This is a genomic window from Cyclobacterium sediminis (genome assembly GCF_054781075.1).
The window spans coordinates 49,288-73,729 of the sequence record NZ_BAAGVC010000044.1; the positions used below are offsets into that span (position 1 = coordinate 49,288).

Consider the following 24,442-nt stretch of genomic DNA (forward strand, 5'->3'; position numbering starts at 1 on the left):
TAAAAGTATATTTAGCAGCAATTGCTTAGTTTCTAACAATTTAATTTTATTTTCCTTTAGGGACGATCTTAACAATCCCTTTGCCGTCAATACCGGCATATATCATACCATCAGGGCCTATTACAACATTTCTCACGCGTCCCAACCCTTCAAATACTTTTTCTCTTTTGGTGACCTTATTGTTATTGATGGTTAGTTTTTCTAATCGACCAAATTTCAGAGAGCCAACCAATAGATCTCCCTCCCAGGCCGGGTATTGGTTACTGTTAATATAGGCAAAACCACTGGGTGCAATAGATGGAACCCAATAATAAAAAGGTTGTTCCATTCCGGGTTTAGCTGTGTCTTCTGACAAGATTGTATCGTCATAATTGATACCATATGTGATTTCAGCCCAGCCGAAATTGGCACCTTTCTTTACGATATTGATTTCATCTCCACCTTTAGGTCCATGTTCATTTACCCAAATTTCTCCTGTTTTGGGATGTAATAACATTCCTTGAGGATTCCTATGTCCATAAGAGTAAATGGCTTTCTTGGCTCCCGATTCATTGTAAAAAGGGTTGTCTTCAGGTACTCTTCCATCATCATACAGGCGATAAACTTTTCCACCATCACGAGTGATATCCTGAGGGTTTTCAAATTTAGCACCTCTTTCACCGATAGAAAAATACAAGAAACCATCCTTATCAAATGCTATTCTCGCTCCAAAATGCTGACCAGCTTCAGAATTGGGGCTGGCTTTGTATAGCCTCTCAAAATTCACCAATTGGTTTCCTAGTAATTTACCTCGACCAATGGCGGTATTGGAGCCTTTTCCTGTCCCTCTTGATGAAGCATAGGCAATGTAAACCAATTTGTTATTATTGAAATTTGGGTGCAAAACCACATCCAATAATCCTCCTTGACCCTTAGCCGTAATTTCAGGCAAACCTTCAATTTTTGTCTTTTGGCCGTTTTTAAAATGTACCAATTCACCGGATTTCTCTGTAATAAGCATACTACCATCCGATAATACTGCCAGTCCCCAAGGAATATTAAAACCTTCAACAACTGTTTCAACGTCATAGGCTTTCCATTCCGGATCCGTTACTTCGGGGCCATTGGGTGGTGTTTGACCCATACAGGTCATAATCGAACTGATCACCAAAAAGGTAACTAATAATGATTTCATAAAGGCTGAATAAATAATGGGATATAATTAATTTAATTGGAATATTGAAGCGAATTTAAATTTAAATATGCTCCAAAACAAGTTTTAATCAAGCAGTTCAATTTGCAGTTTTAGTATTCTATCAGTGAGGCTTTCTGAACTTATGGTGTTTCTACTGAGCCGATCAACCATAATTGGAAAGGCAAATGGGGTTATTTTTTCGGTTTTTATTAAATGAATCTCATTTTTGTTGATCCGATCAATTACTTTAAAAAGCCTGTTTTTTTCCATCTGAATTTGTATCACTTCTTCTCTAGCCTGAGCCAGCAATAGATTTTCAGGCTCATAAGTCTCAAAAACGCCATACATAATTCCCGCACTGGCTTGAAGATGCCTTGTTGGTACATTTTTTCCAGGGTACCCTTGAAAAACTAATCCTGCGATGGCTGCAATCTCCCTAAATCGCCTTTTACCCATTTCTGTCTCATTGATACTTGCAAACAAATCATCCATTAGGTTGTCCGTACGAAACAAATCTTCCTCTAAACTGTCTTCAATGGGTATAGGGCTATCAGATAGCAACTCAAAGCCATAATCGTTCATGGCTATACTTAGACTAATAGGGTGACTTATACTGATTCTGTAAGCGATTAAAGCTGCCAATACTTCATGAACAAATCGACCTTCAAAAGGGAAAATAAAAACATGGTATCCTTCTCTACTTTTACACTGTTCTATGAGCAAGGACTCCTGGTCAGGGATTTTCGATAAAGCATTTTGAAGCTTTAAAATAGGCTGAATGGTTTTTAATTCAATAGCATCCAAATTGTTTTTAGAAGCATTTTGCAATTCATCCCTGATCATTTCCGATAGCCTGGAGGACAAGGGCATTCTCCCTCCCATCCAGCGGGGAATGGTTCCGGTCTTCTTTTTTGATCTTCTTACCAATGCCTTCATTTCCTTGATTTTGACAAACTCAAGATTTCGACCGGCAAACCAAAAAGCATCCCCAGGTTTTAACTTAGAAATAAAGCTTTCTTCTACCGAACCGATGTATCCTCCAGTTATAAATTTAACCTGAATCATTGGATCGCTTACAATGGTACCCATGGACAATCTGTGACGCATGGCTATTTTTTTATCGGTGACATGATAGCGTCCGTCCGAGGCTAAGTTAATTTTCGAAAACTCCTCATAACTGCCAAGGGCCTTTCCACCCACTGTGACGAAAGCTAACATCCACTGAAATTCATCCCTTGAAAGGTTTCGGAAAGCGTAGCAACTTCTTAATATAAGGTAGGCATTCTCAGGCTTGAACCCATCTCCCAATGCGAGTGTGACTAAAAACTGAAGTCCCACATCATAACAAGCCTCCATTGGGATTTTGTCCTCATAAGCCCCATTATTGATAGCTTTTCTCAATGCGCTTGCCTCTATCAACTCCAAGGAATGGGTAGGAACAAAATACACCTTGCTTATAGCCCCCGGAGAATGTCCCGACCGACCTGCTCGCTGTACAAACCTAGTAACCCCCTTGGGACTTCCCACCTGTATTACGGTGTCAACAGGTCTAAAATCTACACCAAGATCTAAGCTGCTTGTACATACAACAAGTTTCAACTTTTTTTCATGCAATGCCGTCTCTACCCACTCGCGTACTTGAGGATCCAATGATCCATGGTGCATGGCCATGGTCCCCGCCCATTCAGGCTTGGTTTCTAATATTTTTTGGTACCAAATTTCTGTCTGTGACCTTGTATTGGTGAAGAGCAGTAAACTTTGGCTTTTTTCAATAATGGGGATAATTTTGGGCAATAATTTAATACCTAGATGACCAGCCCAAGGATATTTCTCCACTTCATCAGGTATAACTGAGGCAACTTTTATTTTCTTTTTTACCTTGCTTCTAATAATTAATTGAAGGGTTTTAGGACCTAATAAAACCCCATGCGCTTGGGAAAGGTTACCTATGGTTGCCGATATTCCCCAAACTTTGAATTGAGAGCTTGCAATGGTTTTCAAATATTGAATGGCTAGTTGAACTTGAACGCCCCGCTTGTTGGCCAACAGTTCATGCCATTCGTCTACCACTACTGCTTTTAGATTGCGAAATAACTCTTGGTTTCCTTTTTGAGCGATTAATAAATGAAGACTTTCCGGTGTGGTAATCAAGCATTCAGGCATGGATCTTTTTTGTTGCTGCCTCTGAGATGCTGTGGTATCACCATTTCTAACTGCAATCCGCCAAGGTAATCCGGTTTCAAGGCATACCTCTTGCATGGCTTGACATAAATCTTGAGCAAGGGCACGCAAAGGAGTAATCCATATCACCTGCAAACCATTTTTTCTCTTTTTTTTCCAGCTGTCCGGATACTGATTGACATACTCTTTCAATATGGGTATCCATAAGGCCATGGTCTTACCACTTCCGGTAGGAGCATTTAATAGTCCACTTTTTCCTTCCAAATAATTTTTTAAACAATCTTTTTGAAAGTCGTAGGGTTTTCTATTTTTAAGAGTATACCAATTCTTTACCCAATCATTTTTCATAAGTTGAAAGCCTGAAAATTATAATTTCAGAAAAATATATGGTTGATAATTGCCTAAATTATTTCTAATAGCTTAACGAAAATTATCTGTATTAGGTCTTAGATAAATTACCTTTTAATTGTAACTCATTCTAAAAGTATTTGTTTCTTGGTACAATATTCTGGCTATAGGAAAAAGCAAGCGTTTCGGTTTTGGCCTATATAGATGGTTGACATACCCTGGTATAGGCGCAGGAGAGATCAATTTTATTAAACAAGTAGCTAAAAGGATATATTAGCAATGATTATCATGGCTAATATATCTCAAATACTGATTTTGATAGAAAAAATGCTGAAGTGAGAAAAAGTAAACTTAATCTGAGGGAGAATTGACAGCTGCTAATAAGCTTCAATCATTTTAAAGTACAAGTAAAATACTGAAGTGTGGCTTATCCTTTTTTTACAAATTCAGATTTTAAAGCCATGGCTCCAAAACCGGTAATCTTACAATCAATATTATGATCACCGTCTGTTAATCGAATGTTTTTTACTTTGGTGCCGGCTTTTATTGGTTGAGGATAGCCTTTCACAGGTAAGTTTTTAAGTACAATTACCGTATCCCCGTCCACGAGAACATTTCCATTGGCATCTTTTACTTCAATGCCTGAATCTTCAACGACTGTATCTTCAGGGTCCCATTCGTGTCCACATTCCGGGCATGATAGGAGTGGACCTCCGGTGGAATAAGCAAATTCTGATTGGCATTTAGGGCATGGTGGAAATTGTGACATCTTTTATAAATTATAATTTCGGCGCAAATAAAGTATATTTTTTGAACTGATTAGCTGAAAGGCATAGAAATAGGGTTTATAAACGCCAATTTAAATAAAATCTAATCTATGTATTGACAATTGGGTCGTGACACCCTGAGCATTTAGACCCGGATTATGAAAGTAGATTTCCTGAGTTCTTTCGCTGAGAGTGGAGTAATTCCAAGAAAATCACGTTGTTTGGTTTATTAGCATAGCACCGCTAAGGCGAAATAGAAAACAGCAACCAAGTGGCTGATTTTATTTGATTTCAGCAGCTAATAGATTGTAGATGGCATATTTCAGGTCAGCAAACCTATCCTATTAAAGGACTTTACTAATAAGACTTGTTTAAGAAAACAGCTGAAAGTAATGGGTATTAGTAGTATAGGATCCTCGGTTCATCCCGAAAATCTATTGTTTATTTTAATTGTTCAGAGCCTGAGTTGAATTTTTCTTCCTTTTTTTATTTTTCCCTAGCCAGAAAATAAACCCGGTCACGGGTAGCGAGGCTCCGATTAGAGAGGCAAGGAAAACCAAAATTCTTCCCGGCAGACCTAAAATACTTCCAAAATGGATGTCATAGACCATTCCATTCACAGTTTGGAAAGTACTGCGGTCTTCGGATAAGCCATTGGCGAAATTACCTTCTAATAGAAGGCTGCTGTATTGGTCATGAACATAGTGATCAATAGCATTTAATCCTTTATTAGGCTGAATTACGGTAAGGTTGATTGGATCGTCTTTTTTATGAGGAATGCTAATTCTTACATAAGACTCAGTAAAGCGGGAATGATATTGGGCAATTAAAGTGTTTAAGACATCATCTTGATTTACCTCTTCGGATTTGTCGCTGAGCATAGATTTTGGGCTGTCGTAGGTGATGTTATTTTCTCCACTAACAGCTTTTGTTAACGCTTTTACTGACTCAAAGCCCCAAAATATACCGGTTAATATACTGAAAATTAAGATCCAGGTGGCATAAAACCCTAGGATATTGTGCAGGTCATAGTTGAGTTTTTTTGGAGAGACAGCCCATTTAATTTTAAACTTATCTTGGCTGGGCCAACCCTTTATTGGCCACCACATGACCACACCCGAGATTAACATAGGCAGAGCCAAAAGTGTAACCCAATGTACTACTTTCCTTCCAAAATCTCCTAAAAGCAGATTTCTATGTAAGTTTTTCAAATAGTTCAACCAGCCCTTTTTCATGTCTTGCAGATGAATTAACTCTGCATTATAAGGGTTAAATTGGGCCAAATAATAAGTGCCGGGAACATAAAGCAAAACTTCAATACTGCTACCACTATCTCGGTATAAAGCCGTACGAAAATCTCCTTCTGGAAATGAATTTTGTAAACTTTTTTTAATGTCAGAGATGTTAATAAATGGCTTGTCCTGTACTTCTACATCGTGTTTGTAAATGATCCTGCTGATTTCGGGTTCCCAGGTGTAAAGTGCCCCAGAAAGGGCTATCACTAAGAAAAGAAATCCTGTCCCTAAACCAATAAATAGGTGTATTTTGCCGAGAAATTTTCTAATGGGCATTGATGAGAAATTTTAATAAGTTGGGGTGACTACATTTCAAGCATTAAATGTAGATAATATTTGTTAGGTTGTTCTGATTTGATGTGTTTTTTGGAAAAAAAATCGGATTGCCCAAAGAATGAACAATCCGAATCTTTAATTTAGAAATATACTAAGAGAATATTTATCAAAAGAATACCAAGCCCTATTTTTTGACCGGGGTTAATACAATGTTTCTATAGCTTACATTGCCATGGTCACCCTGTAAATATATTGGGCCGGGAGCAAGTACATCGGCACTCATGGCTCCACCTGTAGGTCCCCAGGCAGGCTGATTGTCTATGATTGTTTTTCCGTTTAAAACAACCGTTACATGGCGATCCACAAGTGTGATGTCCATGGATTGCCATTCCCCGGCTGGTTTTTCAGCAGCTTGACTTGGTTGTATACGGCTGTAAAGAGCTCCCATATTGTGGGAATCCAAAGGTTTTCCATAAGAGTCAACTACCTGAATTTCATAAATTCCTCTCAGGTAAACTCCGCTGTTATTTCCTTTGGGGACATTTACTTCAAGTGTTAAGTTGAAATCACTAAATTCTTCATTCGTCCTAATATTACCATAGGAAATATGTTTGCCATTTTCGGGTTGAATGGGGTCATTGACCAAGATGCCATCCATCACCTTGAATCCGTTTTTTTGATTGGGATTCATTAATTTCCAACCACTCAAGTCTTCCCCATTAAACAAGGCTATGGGCTTGCCGTATTTCACCTTAGAAAGATCCGGTTTTGGAGGCATTTCAGGCATTCTTTTTCCAGTGAAATTAGCGGTATATTCACCGTTTCTCCTGGGTCCGGACATGGTTCCTTTTAATACATCTCCATTTTTTTCAATCCTTAATGTATGGGTAATTGTGTGTGTTCTGTCATCATTTTTCTTAGATTGGTTTGTTCTTGTAACCACCAAAGTGTTTTCGTTGGCTAAATACACATGAGATACCGGCAATACACTTCCGCCTATCCACAACAATTCAGCATCTAAAAAACCCTGGTCTTCATTTACATGGAGCCATCCCACACCTCCACCTTCTACCTCCAATCCCCACATTCCTAAAAACGGGTTGGCCTTTTGGTCCATTGGTAAGTTATTTGCAAAAATGCCGGTGGTTATAAAAAGAAATAATACTGAGTTTATGATTGTTTTCATTTTGAGTTATAGTTAAGCGTTTACATTCATTTTTATCGATAAGAAATTGAATGTAAAAATTTATTTCTATACTAAACTTCTTTTTTGAGTAAATCTTAAACCTGATAGAAAATTTAGGGGTAATACATATCAAACCGTAGAATTAAGTTATATTCTAGGTTTTTATGGTTTAAACATTTTATAAAATTCATGAAAAGCAATATAAATATGAGTGTAAATGTTAACTTTCAGTGATAAATAAAATGAATTCGGCTTTTTCCAGTGTAAATAAGGTTTGACATATGGTTATGAAACATTCAAGAAGAGATTTTTTAAAAAAGAGCAGTGCTTCGGCAGTAGGGATGGGTTTACTAAAACCTGATTTTTCTCTCTATCCTGAAATTTCTGCCAATGAAAAGGTCAATGTTGGTTTAATTGGAGCTAGGAATAAGGGGTTTAGTATTTTAAGTCATATGCTGAAAACAGGCCAGGTAAATTGCCTTGGTATCTGTGATGTGGATAAAAATATAATGGAGCAGCGTGTAGAAGAGGTGGAAAAAAACTACGGACAAGTGGTGAAACGCTATAATGACTTTAGGGAAATGCTTGACAATAAGGAAATTGATGCTGTGATCATTGGTACGCCTGATCACTGGCATTGCTTGATGATGGTACTTTCCTGCCAAGCAGGAAAAGATGTATATGTAGAAAAACCATTGGCTAATAGCATTGAGGAGTGTAATTTAATGCTTGCAGCGGCTAGAAAATACAATAGAGTGGTCCAGGTAGGGCAACAGCAGAGGAGTGGTGAAGTTTGGAACAGCGCTATGGCTCATATTCATGCCGGGGGAATCGGAGAAATAAAACGAGTCAATGTCTGGGCCAATTTTCCTTACGGAATGGGTGCCCCCAAAGTACCTGATAAAGCCATTCCAAAAGGTTTGGATTATGATTTTTGGCAAGGTCCTGCTTCCAAAAGAGCCTACAATCCCAATCGGGTTCATGGCAATTGGAGGCATTTTTGGGATTACGGAGGAGGTTTGATGACGGATTGGGGGGTACACCTTTTGGACATGGCGCTATGGGCCAAAAATATTCAGAATGAACCAAAACTGGTCATTGCCTCAGGGGCCAATTACAACCAGACCGCTTATAGTCGTGAAACATACGAGCTTATGGACGTCAGTTTTCCTATGGAGAATTATTTCATTCATTGGACACATACTGCCGGTATAGCTGTAGGTCCCTATGAAAAGCCGTATGGTGTAGAATTCATCGGCGACAAAGGGGCAATAATTGCTGATAGAGGGGACTGGAAAATCCTACAGGGCAATAAGGAAGAAAGTGAAGAAGCCAGCAAATTGGCCAAGGCAAATTTTAATTTTACCGGCAAAAGTGCCATGGAAATACATGTGTTGGATTTTTTAAAAAGTGTAAAAGAAAGAACTGCTACCAACTGCCCTGTTGAAATAGGCAGAAATGTTGCCCTTTATGCCCATATGGGAAACATCGCAGTAAGGTCAGGTGAGAATGTTTTGGATTGGAATGCAGGATCAGGTAATTTTAAAGGCAATAGTAAGGGCAATGCCCTAATCCAACCAGAATATCACGGTGGATGGAAACTTCCTACCGTTTAAATCAAGGATAAATAACTGATTTCCTATTACTCAATTATGATCAAGAGTCCAAGATGTGTTTTTCTAAACCAACTTTTGAGATTTAAAAGAAGTATTTGATCTTTTTAACTGATTTGGTTTGTAGTTAATTTATTCAAGTGTTTGATTTACAGTGAGATAAAATCTTTATTTGAATTATGCATTAAATTCTTTTTATTAGCGTATTACAAGTTAGCATAACCCAAAATTGACTAAAATTACCTCTTATAATGACCAAGAACTTCTGCGGTTGATTATGGAACATCGAAACCATGGTGCTTTTGAAGTTCTGTATCAACGGCATTTTGATCCAATTTATCGGTATGTATTTAAAGTAATGCAAGACCGGGAGGCAGCTGAAGATGTCGCTCAAAATATTTTTATTTCACTTTGGAATAAACCACCAACCTTAACTTATACCAGTTTATTGCCCTACCTTTTCGGGGCAGCAAGAAATCAAATTTCTAAAGAGATTCGAAAGAATAAATGGAACAGGGAGCAACTGGATTATATAGAAAATAGTCTGGGAATATGTTCCACAGATGAATATTTAGAAGAAAAAGATACCCGTTCACTTTTGGAGAATGCTGTGGAGAAATTACCTAGAAAGTGTAGGAATGTATTCGAGTTAAGCAGGTTTAGTTATTTGAGTAACAAACAAATAGCAAAGAAGTTGGGTATTTCAGTTTTTACTGTTGAAAATCACATAAAAAAAGCTTTGTATCATTTAAGACAGTCCTTGGAGCTTATCGTTTTACTATTTTTTGGTTGGTTGTAATTTTCATTTTCTCCTGTGAAAACGATTTAGCCAATAGAATTCTAGCATTGTGAGAAATAAATAATAATTTTTTTACCAACACACTAGCTGATCTTTTGGGTTTGTGGTACTCTACTGTATAACCCTTTGGTATTTTATGCAAATTAAGCAATTAATTAACTGGGCTAGAAGGTATAGAAAAGCCAATTCTTCCGCCAAGGAAAAGAAAGAATTTGATTCATTCCTAGATGATCTGGCTAAACTGGGTAAGGAACCTAAACCTTTTGATTTAGAGAAATCAAAAGCCAGGGTATGGGAAAATTTAAAACAGAAAAGTCGGAACAAAAAGCCGGGTAGGCATTTGTTTCCAGTCATTAGGAAAGCAGCAGCGGTAATTTTTATTTTTTCTATGCTAGGTTTGCTCGTTTATCACACGATGGAAAAAGATAAAGAACCGGTTTTTTTCGTGAAAATGACCGGGGAGGGAATGCGGTCCATGGTGACTTTGGCTGATGGAAGTACTGTAAGGATCAATGAAAACAGTAAACTCGAATACCCTGAAATTTTTGATTCAGAAAGTAGGGTGGTGTACTTAACAGGAGAGGCATTTTTTAATGTAACAGCCAATGCCAATAAACCTTTTAAAGTTGTAATGGATTCCTCAGAGATTACAGTACTAGGCACATCATTCAATATTAATACCCACCAAAATACGGAAGTGACTGTGGCAAGCGGAAGAGTCAAGGTGGCGGATAAAATCTCAAATAATAACGTGGTATTGGCTCAAGGCCAGCAGGCTTTGTTAAAAGCCTCAGAGATTCAGGTAAAGAAAGTTAATCCTGATTATTACATAGGCTGGCATACCCGAAAATTAGAGTTTCAAGAAGAATCCATTGCATCAGTCTTTTCAATTTTAGAAAGGGCTTACGGAGTAAATATTGAATTAACAATGCTTAATAAGGAAATTGATTGTGCCATTACGGGGGCTTATTCCGGAGAGCGCATTGAGACCATCCTATTGGGATTGCGGCATATTTTAGATTTCAGTTACCAAACAGATATAGAAACCCAAACAATTTTTATAAAAGTGAATAAATGTAAATAATAACTATGAAGTAAAAACTAAAAAAAAATGATCCAGCAACTGCTGGAACAGTCCTGGATCATACTTAAAACACTCATCAATTAACTAACCCGAAAAGAATTTTAAGCATTTAAAATTATGGAAATTAATTTACTAAAACTATTGATCATGGCATCAAAGAGGCTTCTGTATGCCTTCCTTGTTCAGGTGATTGCAATGCAATTTATTATGGCCACCCCTTCGAAAAGTCAAAATTTGGAGGATGTGGGCTTAAGCATAAGCGTTCAGTCCAAAACTTTTGAAGAGGTATTGGATATTATCCAAGAAAAAACCCTATTCAATTTTACCTATAATCAAAAGGTAGGAAGTTTGGACAACCAATTTACCTTTTCCTTTCAGGAAAGTAACCTAAAGGAAGTACTGCAACACCTTGCACAGCTTACCGCTTTTGAATTTAAAAGAGTAAACAACACGATCTATGTAAAGCCTGGGCTTTCATCGGAAGAAAATGTCGTAGTGCTTTCAGATCAAGCTCCGGTTTCAAACGGTGCAGAAGAGGCCTTTATACCTATAGAAGGAACTGTGAAAGATGAAGAGGGAGATCCAATTCCCGGTGCTACGATAATCATTGAAGGGACAACCAAGGGTACTGTTACAGATATCGATGGCAAATTTACTCTTGATGTAGGGCCCGGAAGTATCATTAAGGTTTCTTTTATCGGATACAAAAGTCAATCCATCACTGTCGGTAACCAAACGGTGTACGAAATCACCTTATTGGGTGACCAGGCAGCCTTGGAAGAAGTGGTAGTGGTAGGTTATGGTACCCAAAAGAAAGAAGATGTAACCGGCGCAGTATCTTCAGTTAATCAGGAAGCTATCAAAAATTTACCCGTTTCATCATTGGATCAAAAGATGGTTGGCCAAGTAGCAGGTGTACAAATCCAGCAAGTATCAGGTGCTCCCGGTGCAGGAACCTCAGTCAAGATCCGTGGGAGTGGGTCCCTTGGAGCGGGCAATGAGCCACTTTATGTGATAGATGGGATGCCTTACTCATCAGGGATGAATCAAACCTTGAACCCTTTGGTGTTTATTGACCCAAATAATATTGAGTCCATTACAATCTTAAAAGATGCTTCCTCTACTGCAATCTATGGTTCTAGGGGAGCCAATGGGGTAATCATGATCACCACCAAAAAAGGTGAGTTAGAACAGACCAATATCAATTTCTCATCCATGGTAGGTGTTCAGCAAGTGCCTCAAAAAGGCCGCCCACAATTACTGGATCAGCGAGAGTTTGCTGAATTTCAGCGGGATAGAATAGCTATTGGTGTGAGGCAAACCGAAGGAAGGGAGCCTACTCTGGCTGACTATCCGGAAGAATATAGAGATTTGGAAGCCCTATCCGGTCAGGGAACAGATTGGTATGATTTGGTTTTGCAAACTGCTAAAATACAGGATCATAATTTCAGCATGCAGAAAGGTACCAAAGATTCTAAAATAAACTTTAGTATAGGATACTTCAAGCAAGAAGGGGTGCTTAAGCATACCGGTATTGAAAGGTTTAGCAGTAATTTGGGGATAGAAAGTAATGTGACCAATAAGCTTAAAATTGGAGCAACCATCCAACCAACTTTTATAAAGCAGGACCGGGCCAGCACCAATCTAAACAGGAATGATATTTTGGGAGTGAGTATATGGGCCAATCCGATTTCTACCCCTTATGATGAGAACGGAAACATTAAACCCTATATTGTTGCCCCTCAAAGTCGCTTTCATTCCGCCTGGAGCTTTGTGAACCCATTGTTTGCGCTACAGGAAATAAAAATGCAGCAGAACACTTTCCAAAATTTAGGCTTGGCATTTGCAGAACTTGAAATTTTACCGAATTTAAGGTTCAAGTCATCTCTTAATACCATTTTTGAAGTATCGAAATATGAACAATATACTCCAAGTACCATTGGTGCTTCCAATAGGCCTCCTACGGCAGGTACCGGATCATCGAGCAATAGCCGGAGGAATAGTTTTGATTGGCTAATAGAGAATACACTGAACTATGACTTAAACAGAGGGGATCACAGAATCAATGCCCTTTTAGGTTATACCACCCAAAAGTTTACCTCAAATAATATTTCTTTGGGGGCAAGCCCATTTCCGAACGACTTGATCACCACCATTAATGCTGCACAAAGTATTACGAATTGGGGGGAGGCCATTAATGAATGGAGCATGATATCCTATTTGGGTAGGGTCAATTACGCCTTCAAAGACAAGTATTTATTGACAGCTACCTTTAGGTCAGATGGATCTTCTCGTTTTGGGGATAAAAATCGTTTTGCCATGTTCCCTTCGCTTGCAGCAGCCTGGAGGGTTTCTGAAGAAGACTTTTTTCAGAATATAAGCTGGATGGACGAATTTAAGATTCGAGCAAGTTATGGTAAAAGTGGAAACAATAACATAGGTAATTATGCCCATCTAGCATCCATAAGTGCCGGCTCTTATGTTTTTGGCAACAATCAAGTGACAGCTTCCTCCGTAGGTTTGTCGAACCCATTCCTGACTTGGGAAGAGTCCAATCAGTTTGACCTTGGGCTGGACTTCCAGTTTTTGGACAGTAGGTTAAGTCTATTGGTTGATCTGTATAGAAGAGAAAGCAATAATATGCTACTCAATGATGTTATCCCTACCATTACCGGCTTTAATTCTCAGACAATTAATCAAGGAAATGTAAGAAATATGGGGCTGGAAATTGCCTTGGGTGGATCACCTTTTGTTGGGGCATTCACCTGGGACATCAATGCAAATATTGCCTTTAATAGAAATAAAGTAATTTCCTTGAATGACAATACCGTACGGATATTGGCCGGTAACAATGACGGTAACCCAACGCATGTTTCCGTAGTAGGTAAGCCAATTGGTCAATTTTACGGATTTGTATTGGAGGGTGTATATACCCCGGAAGACATGGAGAATCCGGATATCGTTAAAACCCCTCAAGTATATGAAGGGAATGTCAAGTATAGGGATGTTAATGGAGATGGCTTGATCAATGATGTACTGGATTATACCATTATCGGTAACCCACATCCCGACTTTATCTTCGGTTTTACAAACAATTTTGCTTATAAAAACATTGACCTGGGATTGATAATCAATGGGCAAAGTGGTGGTCAGGTGATGAATGGTTTGCGCCAGACGACGGACAATCTTCAAGGGTTTTTTAATGTGGACGAAGATTGGGTAAACCGGTGGAGAAGTACCGAAAATCCGGGAGATGGAATTCATTCCGGAATCCCTCAAGTGAGGCCTAGCTGGGGACACCGGGTGTCTACCCTTTGGGTGGAAGATGCATCATACCTTAGGATTTCGAATCTTACTTTAGGCTATACGCTTCCAAGTAAATTAATGGAGCGATTAAAAGTAATCAAGGGGTCAAGAATATACATGACCGTACAAAATTTGGCCATGTTTACTCATTATAAAGGGGCCAATCCGGAAGGGCAAGCAGCCAATCGAAACAATACCCTGGTTCCCGGGTTTGACATGACTTCTTATCCATTGTCAAGGACCACCTCCATAGGTATCAATTTATCTTTTTAAACGCAATTGTAATTAAAAATTCAGCGTCACAAAAAATAATCAGACATGAAAAAGCTATTATATATACTTGTCTTTTTGGGAATGAGTGCCTGTTCAGAGGATTTTCTGGAGATTTTCCCGGAGACGACTTTAAATGAAGGTAACTTCTATCAGACACAGGAAGAATTTATTCTTCTGGCCAATGGTTGCTATGTACCAATGAGGGATTATGAAAAGGATCTTCATTGGGTATTGGCAGAATTGATATCTGACAATACGAGTTTTCAGTACAATATCAGGACCGGGGAGGCCGTAAGGGGAGTTATTGATCAATTCATTATTACCTCTGACAATAGGGGCTATGCTCAATTTTGGGATAGATCATATAATGGAATCACCAGATGTAATAAATTATTGGCTGAAATAGATAGGGAAGGGGTTTCCTGGACCGACCAAGCTTATAAAGACAGGTCCAAAGCAGAGGCCTTGTTTTTGCGTGGACTTTATTATTTCAACCTGGTAAGACAGTTTGGTGGCGTGCCATTGGTGACAGCACCTATTACTGCACAGGAAGCTGTAAATATTGATCGGTCCACCGAGGAGCAGGTTTACCAACAAATAATAAAAGACCTTGAAAGTGCTGTGACCCATTTCTCTAATGCTACATCGGTAGATGAGGATGGTAGAGCGAATAAATATGCCGCACAAGCTTTATTAGGAAAAGTGCAACTTACTTTAAAAAATTATTCCGCAGCAGAAAGTAGTTTAAAGGAGGTAATAGATGCCAATCAGTATAGCTTGCTTCCGAATTATGCGGATCTATATGATCCATCCAATCCCGATTTCACTGAAACATTATTTGCAATTCAGTATTCAGAAAACAACCGCGAACTATCCAATAGGTTTATATTCATGTTTGCCCCTTGGAGTTCTGAAGGCGAAATAACCAATAGGCCTAATATTAGTATGGTTTCTGCCGGTTGGAATATCCCCACGCGCGATCTTATTGAGGCATTTGAGGAAGGAGACCAACGAAAAGAGGTGTCCATTAATACCTGGACAGGGCCGGATTGGGATGGTGAAATAAGAGAATTGTCTTATATTGGAAAGTTTAAACCACCAGTTTCCGCCCCCGATGATCGATGTGGGGACAATATGCCGGTCTTGCGTTATTCAGATGTATTGTTGATGTATGCGGAGGCCCTAAATGGACAAGGTAGAACAGGAGAAGCCATTCCTTATGTAGAAATGGTAAGGAACAGGGCAGGTTTAACAGAACCACTACAAGGGTATAACCAAGAGAGCTTACAGGACTTGATTCTGAAAGAACGCCAAGTGGAATTTTGTTTTGAAAACCAAAGGTGGTATGACCTGAAGAGAACCGGAAAAGCCTTGGAAGTAATGGCCGCTCATGGACAAAGGGAAAAACAGATGAAATCCTTCCTTTTTGATGCTTCCTTTGATGTGGCTGAATATAAATTATTGGCACCTATACCGGCAGAACAAATATTGATCAACCGACTGGAACAGAATTCAGGCTATTAAACTTAGAAAACCAAAATAATTTACAATGAAAAAAACAAATAGGATTCGTCCTTTGAGGTGGGCATTTGCGGTGCTCATTTTGATGTCAATTACGAAGATGACATCTTACGGGCAGGAAGAAAAGCCCAATATTATTTATATACTATCCGATGATCAAGCATGGAATGATTATGGTTTTACCGGACACCCACATATTGAGACTCCAAATATTGATAAATTGGCTGATGAAGGTCATACCTTCACTAGGGGTTATGTGACAGCCCCACTCTGTAGTCCTTCACTGGCAAGTATAATTACTGGTCTTTACCCTTATCAACATGGGATTACAGGGAATGATCCGGAGTTTAAATTTGCAGGGAAGCGTTACAATAATGATTGGCAAATCGCCAGGTCTCGGCTTTATAAAGACTACTTGGATGAATTTCAAAAACACCCCACCATCCCAATGATTCTGAAAAAATTAGGGTATTTGTCATTCCAAGCAGGGAAATGGTGGGGTGGAAACTACAAAGAAGGAGGGTTTACTCATGGAATGACCCATGGTGATCCAAGTAGAGGTGGAAGACATGGAGATGTAGGTCTTAAAATTGGACGTGAAGGAATGGATCCTATATTCGATTTTATGGATCATGCCATCGATGAAGACAAGCCCTTCTTTGTATGGTATGCTCCATTTTTGCCTCATTCTCCTCATAACCCACCGGACTCATTATTTCAGAAATACCTGCCCTTGGCCCCAAGCAAGTCAGTTGCATCCTATTGGGCCATGTGTGAATGGTTTGACATAACTGTGGGTCAGCTTTTGGATAGGGTAGAAGAAAAAGGACTTACAGAGAATACCCTCGTTGTATTTGTCACAGATAATGGATGGATTCAAGATCCGGATGTACCGAATAAATATGTTAAGGGATCCAAGCAGGCTCCTTTGGATATGGGGATAAGAACACCAATTATTTATAAATGGCCAGGGAAAATCAAGCCTAAAATGGATCATTCCAATTTGACAAGCAGCATTGATATGGCGGTAACCACCTTGGCTGCGGTGGGGATGGGCCCGCTTTCTAATATGCAAGGAATCAATATAATGGATAAGAAAGCTTTAAAAAACAGAAAAGAAATCTACAGCATGGATTTTGCGCATGATATGAAGGGGGTAGATGTGCCGGAAAAGACTTTGGAAAGTAGAATGCTTATTACCAGCCCCTGGAAAATCATTGTACCGGGAGTAGCCAATGAGGATACGCAAGAAGTATTGTTGTACAATATCTTAAAGGATCCTCTGGAAGAAAATAACCTGGCAGAGAAACACCCTGAGGTAGTACAAAAACTTACAGCCTCACTGAATAAATGGTGGAATAAATAGTGGTTGATAGGAAAGGGAATTTCTCCCTTTCCTATTTTTTTATCAGGGATACCCTTAAAATTGCTGGAAAAAATGAACCTTAAAGTAGAATTAATTTCAATCTATTCCCCATTGTCATAAGGAAAGAGAAAAACTTAAAGGTTTTATTTAACGTTTGACAGCTGTACGCACTATTGTATTTGATATGAAAATTTACACTTCTATGCCCTCAGGTTTAGTGCCTTATTTTCAAGAATCCCTTGAAAGTTACAGGATTGAGTTTGAAGCCGGTAACCTTGTTAAAGCATGGAACCATTTGGAAAATGCCCACATTATAGGGCAAAGGTATCCTTATACCCACACCTACGTTCATTGGGAAATGCTGTTGTTTGGGATAAAAGTCAAAAGTTATAGAGAAATAATTGGTCAAATTCCTCGATTGGTATTGGGAGGAGTTAAATCTTTTGTGGGTAAGGTTCCTTTGGGTAATCCCGGTGGAGCTGATGTGCCACCTTTAAAACCATTTCCAATCAAGAAAGGCATACAGGAGATTTTTGAGAAAACAGGAATAAAACAATAATATTGTGCCTGAGAATATAGGCTAGCTTAAATTTTAACCTAAAATTTCGAGGTTTTTCAAGAAATGGATGACCTTATGATCAGACATTTCGCAGGGCTTTAATAAATCTTGCTTGTTGGTTATATAATAGTTTAGGCTAATAAAATTCTTTCCCCCCAATTCCTTGGCATAAATTTTAATACTTTTTCCCTTATTTAAATCGGTTCTTGTTAGTCCATATTTCTTGTTTTTATAAATCACTTCCGAATAACCAATGGGTAATTTGTATATCCAATTCACCAACATGATTAAGAACTACAGGAGAGCATGGAACAACCAACCTTATGTCTCGCCCATTCAGGACGTTTGGCAAACCATTTTTCTTGATGTGTTTGTTCTGAATAAGGTTTTTTCAACAGTTCAAACAATTCCTCCAAAAGGCCATAATCTCCATTTTCAGCATCATCAATGGCCAATTGGGCCATGTAATTTCGAAGTACATATTTTGGATTAACTTGGTTCATGCTTTTCTTTCGCTCCTGGTCAGAAACAGCTTCCTCTTGCAGGCGATTTCCATAAAATTGGAACCAGGCTTCCCAATCTTCTCGTAGGCTAGCTGATAATTCAGAAGGCGTGTAGAAGGCTTCTTTTATTAGGTCTAAACCATTTGAAGTGTCAGCTTTCTCTACTTTACTTAACAACCTGAAAAATATAGTCATATCAGTTTCTGCCTCCTGCAAAAGCCGTTCTAATTCTTGAATTAAAGCGATGTCTTTCTCTTTTTCTGTTGATAGGCCTATTTTTTGTCGCATCATTTGAATCATTGCTTTAGGAAAACCTGTTCTATATTGGTTCAAAGCATCTTCTAAAGGTGCTACTTCTTCTATCAAAGGGTACAAGGCATTGGCCAATTGATATAAATTCCATAGGCCAATATTTGGTTGATTTCCATATCGGTATCTCTTTTGCTGAAGATCTGTGGTATTGGGAGTCCAGCCTTCTTCGAAACCCTCCAGCCAACCGTAAGGACCATAATCTATGGTCAAGCCTAAAATAGACATATTGTCTGTATTCATCACCCCGTGAACAAAACCCACCCTTTGCCAATGAACAATTAGGGCTAAAGTACTTTGCACGACTTCATTGAAAAAGGCTATATAAGCCTCCTTTGAAGGGGAGCCTAAATGGGTGAAATGATGTTTTATGGTAAAGTCTACCAAGGTTTTAAGTGTTTGGGCATCTTGTCTGGAAGTAAAAAGTTCATAATTTCCAAAGCGTAAAAAACTTGGTGAAACCCGACTGACGATGGCTCCTTTTTCATAAGCAGGATTCCCGTTGTACAATACGTCTCGCATTACTTTGTCACCGGTTAAGGCCAGAGACAAAGCCCTGGTGGTTGGCACTCCTAAGTGATGCATTGCTTCACTGCAAAGGTATTCCCGAATGGAAGAGCGCAAAACCGCAAGTCCATCTGCTGTTCTTGAATAGGGTGTGGCTCCCGCACCTTTAAGTTGCACCACCCACTGTTTTTCCTGATGTGCTACTTCAAATAAATTAATGGCTCTGCCATCTCCCAACTGGCCTGCCCAGTTTCCGAACTGATGTCCACCATAGCACATGGCATATGGTTGGGTATTATCCAATACCGCATTGCCTGTAAAAATCTTTAAGAATTCAGCAGATCTACTGTCAGCTACTGATAAACCCAAATTATCCAACATTTCCTTGGACACATGAATTAGCTTGGGTGCTGCACTGGGACTGGGTTCCACATAGGAAAAACAAGCCTCTGCAACCTGTCGCCTTTGGTTTCCCGTAATAGGGTCAGCAGGTAATTCACTTGTAAATGTATTTTGAATGTTAAGCTTCATCTCTCGGTCTTAAATTTAATCATTTTCCTGCCTAGCCTTTGAATGGATCCGGACAATCATAAATAGGGATTGGTTACCCAAGTTTGAAACAGCAATAGCGATAAAGTAGTTCTCTATTCAATGAGAGGAAATTTAGTGGAAGGTTAAAAACCTAGGCTCGACTTAAAACTGTGAAAAAATTCTCATAGGTAGGCTTAAGGAGGAATTTGAGTAAAAAAAGGCTTGGGAATTCCTTAAAAGATGAGACAGTTCCACCCTTTCCTATCTCAGCATGCTCCAGAAGGGGCGAAAAGGGACGACATAGCCGTTTTTAAATCAATTTAGATTGAGGTGGGATTATAAATTGGTTCGCTAAACTTCAATAATTGATGGCCCTGATTAAATTTCTTTTGGTCAGGGCTTTCTTGGTAAGGAGTCTTGGGGGGCAGCAAAGAATTCTGCCATCCGTAAGAAATTTTGATATAATTTAAATATAAACAAAAGTAAGTATATTCGATCCTTGAATTACCATCCCTTGAAAAGCAAAATTTAACTCTATGAATAAGTTGACCAGTTTTCTATTTTGTTTTGTGGTGCTTTTTTCTTCATGTAAAAGCCCTCAAAAAAATCCCAATATTATTCTAATTATGACAGATGATCAGGGTTGGTATGATGCGGGTTTCAATGGCAATACACAGATCAAAACCCCCAACCTTGACCTATTGGCATCCAATGGGGTTATTTTCAATCGATTTTACTCAGCCTCAGCAGTGTGCTCACCCACCAGAGCAAGTTTGATCACAGGAAGAAATCCCCTAAGGATGGATATTCCCTATGCCAATTCGGGGCATATGAAAACTGAAGAAATAACCATCTCAGAGCTACTTGTGGAGGAGGGCTACGCTACAGGGCATTTTGGGAAATGGCATCTGGGTATTCTTTCAAAAGATATTCCCGACGCCAATCGGGGAGGAAAGGCAGCGTTTTTAAAAGATTATTCAATTCCCTCAGAACATGGTTATGACACCTTTTTTTGTACGGAATCAAAAGTACCTACTTATGACCCTATGGTTTATCCCAAGGAATTTATTGAAGGAGAAAGTTTGCGTTATGGATGGAGGGCAGTGGAAAAGGATAGTACAAATGATTATGGTACCTTTTATTGGAAAGGAGAAAATCAAAGGGAAACAAACAATGTGAGCGGTGATGATTCAAGAGTTATTATGGATAGGGTTATTCCATTTATAGAAGGAGCACATGAAAAGGATCAACCTTTCTTTTCAACAATTTGGTTTCATACCCCACATTTACCGGTCGTTACAGATAGTTCGTTTAGAAATGAATACGCTGATTTAGATTTGCCTGAGCAATTGTATTATGGCTCCATTACCGCCATGGATCAACAGGTTGGAAGGCTTTGGAAGGCTTTGGAAAGTGCCGGTATAGCGGATGAAACCATCATTTTCTTTTGCAGTGACAATGGTCCGGAAGAAGGAACCCCCGGAAGTGCAGGGGCTTTCCGAGGTCGAAAAAGAAGTTTATATGAAGGAGGAGTGAGGGTTCCAGCTTTTGTGACTTGGAAAGGTAATATAGAAGGTGGTCGAAGGATTGATTTTCCTGCATTTACAAGCGATTACCTTCCTACAATTATTGATCTTTTGGGGCTTCAATACCCGGACAGTAGACCCCTTGATGGAACCAGTATCTTAAAGGCCATTCAAGGTGAGGAGACGGTAAGGGACAAAGCCATGGGGTTTATATGTAGACCCAAAACTTCATGGGTTAGCCATCAGTATAAGTTAATCGGCAATGAAAATCTACAAAACTTTGAGCTGTATGATTTGTTAAGTGACCCGTCCGAAAAAAGCAATGTAATTAAAGAATTCCCTGAGGTAGCCAAAACCTTAGAAGCAGAACTCAAAGAATGGCATCGCTCAGTGCAAAGCAGTAGCAATGGAATGGATTATTAAAAATGGCTAATTGAGCAATTTATTAAGCGACATAGTTTTATTCATGCTTTTTTCAAATAATGGTTGGGAGGTAATCTCCAACCATTTTTTGACTTTAAAATCGTATTAAAAGTGCCTTTTAATTAAAAGTTTTCATCAATCACCCGTTCAATTATTTCAAATGTCAATGGTTTATTAAAAAAACCATTGATTAACTCTTTGCTTGTTGCGGTTTCTTTATCATCTGGATTAATGGAAGTGGTTAACATTACAACCACAATTTTAGCTTTTTTTTCTTCATCCAATTTATCATATTCTTCAAGAAATTCCCAACCACTCATGGCTGGCATATTAATGTCTAGAAAAATAATATCAGGCTGAGGGTATTTTCCGTCTTCCATCTTTTCTAGATATTCCAATGCCTCGTGCCCACTTTCCATATCTACTACCTTATTCACCAATCCGGTCTCTCTTATGACCTCTTTGTGGAGGAAGTTAGTTGCTTTATCGTCGTCAATCAACAAGATGCAATTAATTTTTTTTCTCATTTTATACTGTTTTTATCGTAAAGTTAAAAGTACTTCCGCTACCTAATTTTGAATCAACCCAAATTTTCCCACCATGCAAATCCACTATTTTTCTACAATGGGCAAGGCCAATTCCAGAGCCATCATATTTGTCTTTGCTGTGGAGTCTTTTAAATATCTCAAAAATTTTCTCTTGATGATTTACAGATATTCCAATTCCATTGTCTTTCACCTTAAATAAAAACCCATCAGTTATAGGTCTGGCTGTTATTTCAATACAGGGTTTAACCTCTTTGTTTCTAAATTTGATTCCATTGCTTATTAAATTTTGAAATAGCAACCTTAATGGAATTTTGTAGCCCTCTATTATAGGTAAATTGTGGACAGTCACAGTAGCATCGGAGGCTGTGATTATTTTCCCAAGATTTCTTTTGACGCTGTCAATGAGTTCATTACAATTAATTTGCGAAAGTGTGCTGTTTTTATCTATTCTGTTATAATCCAGTAGGTTATTGATTAGCAGACTCATTCTCACCGTTGCCTCTTGAATGAAATCAAGACTTTTAAGGCCAATTTCATCAAAATGTTGTTTTTGTTTTTTAGCCAGAAGGTCTGTGAAATTAATAACAGTGCGAAGGGGCTCCTGAAGATCGTGACTGGCTACAAAGGCAAACTGTTCTAATTCTTTGTTTTTATACTCTAGTTTCTGCAAGTATTTTAGGCGATTTTCTTCAGCAATTTTCCTATCAGTGATGTCTTGTCTTAAAGCCATAAATTCTGTTATTTGGTTATTTTCATTCTCAAAAGGAACAATGGCTGTCAATACCCAATAATATGAACCATCTTTCGCCCTATTTTTAATTTCATCAATCCAGATTTCTCCAGCCCTTATGGTTCTCCACATTTTAGAAAAAAACTTTTTGTCATGGTATCCAGAATTTAGTATACTATGCGTTTTTCCAATCAATTCGTTTTTTTCGTATTTTGAAATTTTACAAAAAGTTTCGTTGACTTCTGTGATAACTCCGTATTTGTCAGTAATGGCTAAAATAAAAGCTTTATCTATCCCATTTTTAATTTGCTTGTAATATTTATTGCTATTTCTGAAGTTGTTTTCAACCAATTGCTTTTCGAGATCCGTTTTATTTAATCCTATAGCTATGTAGGAAAGGTAAAAAATACTGAAGGGAATAAATATTGTTGCATAGGCAATCATACCAAAATCAGATGAAAATAAATTTTCATCTATAGCGATAACCAAAAGGTAATTGAATAGTATTGGAAAAAATATCATCAATGGTAAAACCTTTCGAATCAATTTGCTACCAGCGTAATTTCCCCAAATTAAAGAATGAAGTTCATATTTTGTGTTTTTTAGTAGTTTAGAAATAGAGAATAGTAGGAATAATGAAGAAGTATGAATAGCCATAGATTGAAAAAGTATTCCTTTATTTTCCAATGGAATAAAGAGGATATAAGCGGTAATGGCCAGGATGGAGATAAACACGATTGACATATGTATAAATCCTCCTGTCTTTTTTAAAAAATCGTTTGGCGAAAGATCTAATATGAATCCTAAACCTAAAAATAAGGAACAAAGGGCAGTAGCCGGAGACATTCTTCCGGGATAATTCGATGAGAATTGATCAAAGATAAATAAGTTATCTATGGAATAGATGGGCAAGCCTATATATTCTAAAAGTGTGAAAACACCAATGATGACAATTATTAAAGCCAATAAGTAATAAAAAAAAAGGATGGTTATTTTTTTGGTGTGTTGAATGGTCAGTAATACTCCGCTGAAAAGGAAAACCACAGCAGTGTTAAACTTCATCGTCGCGCTACCGGGTATAATACTTAAAATGCCCTCCATCTCTAAATACCAACCCAAAATGACAGTGATGCTTATAAGTAAACTTATAACTATAACAAAACCTTGAATCTGTCTAACTATTGAATCAGAAAACTTGATTTTGAAGTAATTATTAAAAATTAAATTTCGCATATATGATTAGTTTATTCCGATAAAAAATAATGTTAAGTTAAACTTTATCTTGTTAAAATATGGTATTACTGCTAATAAATAAAAAAAAATACACCATTTAAAATTTTAATATAGTTACGATATTTTTAATTGTTTGTTCGAAAATTCATTAAACATTTTTAAAAATAATCCAGATTATAAGTTGTTAAGAAATGTCCTATTTTATTTCTCAAATTTTGGTCATATCACGAAATTCTACATCTATAGATTAAAAACTAAGCCCTATTTTATCTGAAGTATAAATTAATAAGAATTGTATTATTATGATATTAAATAAGTAAATAATTAGAAAAATAATTGTAAAAAGAGAGAGACAATAAAAAAAGACAATTTGATAAATAATTG

The 24,442-nt window shown here is 38.0% G+C and carries 16 protein-coding genes; 8 read left to right on the forward strand and 8 right to left on the reverse strand.

Features of this window, described 5'->3' with window-relative positions:
* Positions 1 to 46: 46 nt before the first annotated feature.
* From ACYVHJ_RS22365 to ACYVHJ_RS22385, 5 genes are all read right to left on the reverse strand, one after another.
* Positions 47 to 1,174, reverse strand: a complete 1,128-nt coding sequence (locus ACYVHJ_RS22365) for a PQQ-dependent sugar dehydrogenase (protein WP_460519515.1) — start codon at positions 1,172 to 1,174, stop codon at positions 47 to 49.
* 84 nt (positions 1,175 to 1,258) lie between these two features.
* Positions 1,259 to 3,703 carry a ligase-associated DNA damage response DEXH box helicase gene (locus ACYVHJ_RS22370; RefSeq protein WP_460519518.1) on the reverse strand — a complete coding sequence of 815 codons (2,445 nt, stop codon included), beginning with the start codon at positions 3,701 to 3,703 and terminating at the stop codon, positions 1,259 to 1,261.
* Positions 3,704 to 4,130: 427 nt separating this feature from the next.
* Positions 4,131 to 4,472 (reverse strand): alkylphosphonate utilization protein, encoded by a 342-nt coding sequence (locus ACYVHJ_RS22375; protein WP_460519521.1) that lies wholly within the window; start codon positions 4,470 to 4,472, stop codon positions 4,131 to 4,133.
* Positions 4,473 to 4,916: 444 nt separating this feature from the next.
* Positions 4,917 to 6,041, reverse strand: a complete 1,125-nt coding sequence (locus ACYVHJ_RS22380; protein ID WP_460519524.1) for a PepSY-associated TM helix domain-containing protein — start codon at positions 6,039 to 6,041, stop codon at positions 4,917 to 4,919.
* 184 nt (positions 6,042 to 6,225) lie between these two features.
* Positions 6,226 to 7,227 (reverse strand): 3-keto-disaccharide hydrolase, encoded by a 1,002-nt coding sequence (locus ACYVHJ_RS22385; RefSeq protein ID WP_460519527.1) that lies wholly within the window; start codon positions 7,225 to 7,227, stop codon positions 6,226 to 6,228.
* A 287-nt stretch (positions 7,228 to 7,514) separates the two neighbouring features.
* Here ACYVHJ_RS22385 and ACYVHJ_RS22390 point away from each other — a divergent pair, with 287 nt between their 5' ends.
* The 7 genes from ACYVHJ_RS22390 to ACYVHJ_RS22420 all read left to right on the forward strand — a co-directional run bounded on the left by ACYVHJ_RS22390 (position 7,515) and on the right by ACYVHJ_RS22420 (position 17,748).
* Complete coding sequence (locus ACYVHJ_RS22390) at positions 7,515 to 8,843, forward strand: Gfo/Idh/MocA family protein (RefSeq protein ID WP_460519530.1); 1,329 nt, start codon at positions 7,515 to 7,517, stop codon at positions 8,841 to 8,843.
* 226 nt (positions 8,844 to 9,069) lie between these two features.
* Complete coding sequence (locus ACYVHJ_RS22395; protein ID WP_460519533.1) at positions 9,070 to 9,639, forward strand: RNA polymerase sigma factor; 570 nt, start codon at positions 9,070 to 9,072, stop codon at positions 9,637 to 9,639.
* A gap of 136 nt (positions 9,640 to 9,775) precedes the next feature.
* Positions 9,776 to 10,723 (forward strand): FecR family protein, encoded by a 948-nt coding sequence (locus tag ACYVHJ_RS22400; protein WP_460519536.1) that lies wholly within the window; start codon positions 9,776 to 9,778, stop codon positions 10,721 to 10,723.
* Between the two features lie 147 nt (positions 10,724 to 10,870).
* Positions 10,871 to 14,302 carry a SusC/RagA family TonB-linked outer membrane protein gene (locus ACYVHJ_RS22405; protein ID WP_460519539.1) on the forward strand — a complete coding sequence of 1,144 codons (3,432 nt, stop codon included), beginning with the start codon at positions 10,871 to 10,873 and terminating at the stop codon, positions 14,300 to 14,302.
* A gap of 45 nt (positions 14,303 to 14,347) precedes the next feature.
* Positions 14,348 to 15,826: a RagB/SusD family nutrient uptake outer membrane protein gene (locus ACYVHJ_RS22410; RefSeq protein WP_460519542.1), complete on the forward strand. Its 1,479-nt coding sequence runs from the start codon at positions 14,348 to 14,350 to the stop codon at positions 15,824 to 15,826.
* A 25-nt stretch (positions 15,827 to 15,851) separates the two neighbouring features.
* Positions 15,852 to 17,189: a sulfatase family protein gene (locus ACYVHJ_RS22415; RefSeq protein ID WP_460519545.1), complete on the forward strand. Its 1,338-nt coding sequence runs from the start codon at positions 15,852 to 15,854 to the stop codon at positions 17,187 to 17,189.
* 184 nt (positions 17,190 to 17,373) lie between these two features.
* Entirely contained in the window at positions 17,374 to 17,748 is a 375-nt protein-coding gene (locus tag ACYVHJ_RS22420) for a DUF3703 domain-containing protein (RefSeq protein WP_460519548.1), read from the forward strand.
* 287 nt (positions 17,749 to 18,035) lie between these two features.
* On the opposite strand, the gene ACYVHJ_RS22425 is transcribed toward ACYVHJ_RS22420, so the two are convergent.
* Positions 18,036 to 19,598: a protein adenylyltransferase SelO gene (locus ACYVHJ_RS22425; RefSeq protein WP_460519551.1), complete on the reverse strand. Its 1,563-nt coding sequence runs from the start codon at positions 19,596 to 19,598 to the stop codon at positions 18,036 to 18,038.
* 536 nt (positions 19,599 to 20,134) lie between these two features.
* Here ACYVHJ_RS22425 and ACYVHJ_RS22430 point away from each other — a divergent pair.
* On the forward strand, positions 20,135 to 21,547 hold the full coding sequence (locus ACYVHJ_RS22430) for a sulfatase family protein (RefSeq protein WP_460519554.1): 1,413 nt from the start codon (positions 20,135 to 20,137) through the stop codon (positions 21,545 to 21,547).
* 122 nt (positions 21,548 to 21,669) lie between these two features.
* Here the strand turns inward: ACYVHJ_RS22430 and ACYVHJ_RS22435 are convergent, their stop codons facing one another.
* A complete protein-coding gene (locus ACYVHJ_RS22435; RefSeq protein ID WP_460519557.1) occupies positions 21,670 to 22,074 on the reverse strand; it encodes a response regulator in 405 nt (134 codons plus the stop codon).
* Between the two features lies 1 nt (position 22,075).
* A complete protein-coding gene (locus tag ACYVHJ_RS22440) occupies positions 22,076 to 24,058 on the reverse strand; it encodes a PAS domain-containing sensor histidine kinase (RefSeq protein WP_460519560.1) in 1,983 nt (660 codons plus the stop codon).
* Between the last annotated feature and the right edge of the window lie 384 nt (positions 24,059 to 24,442).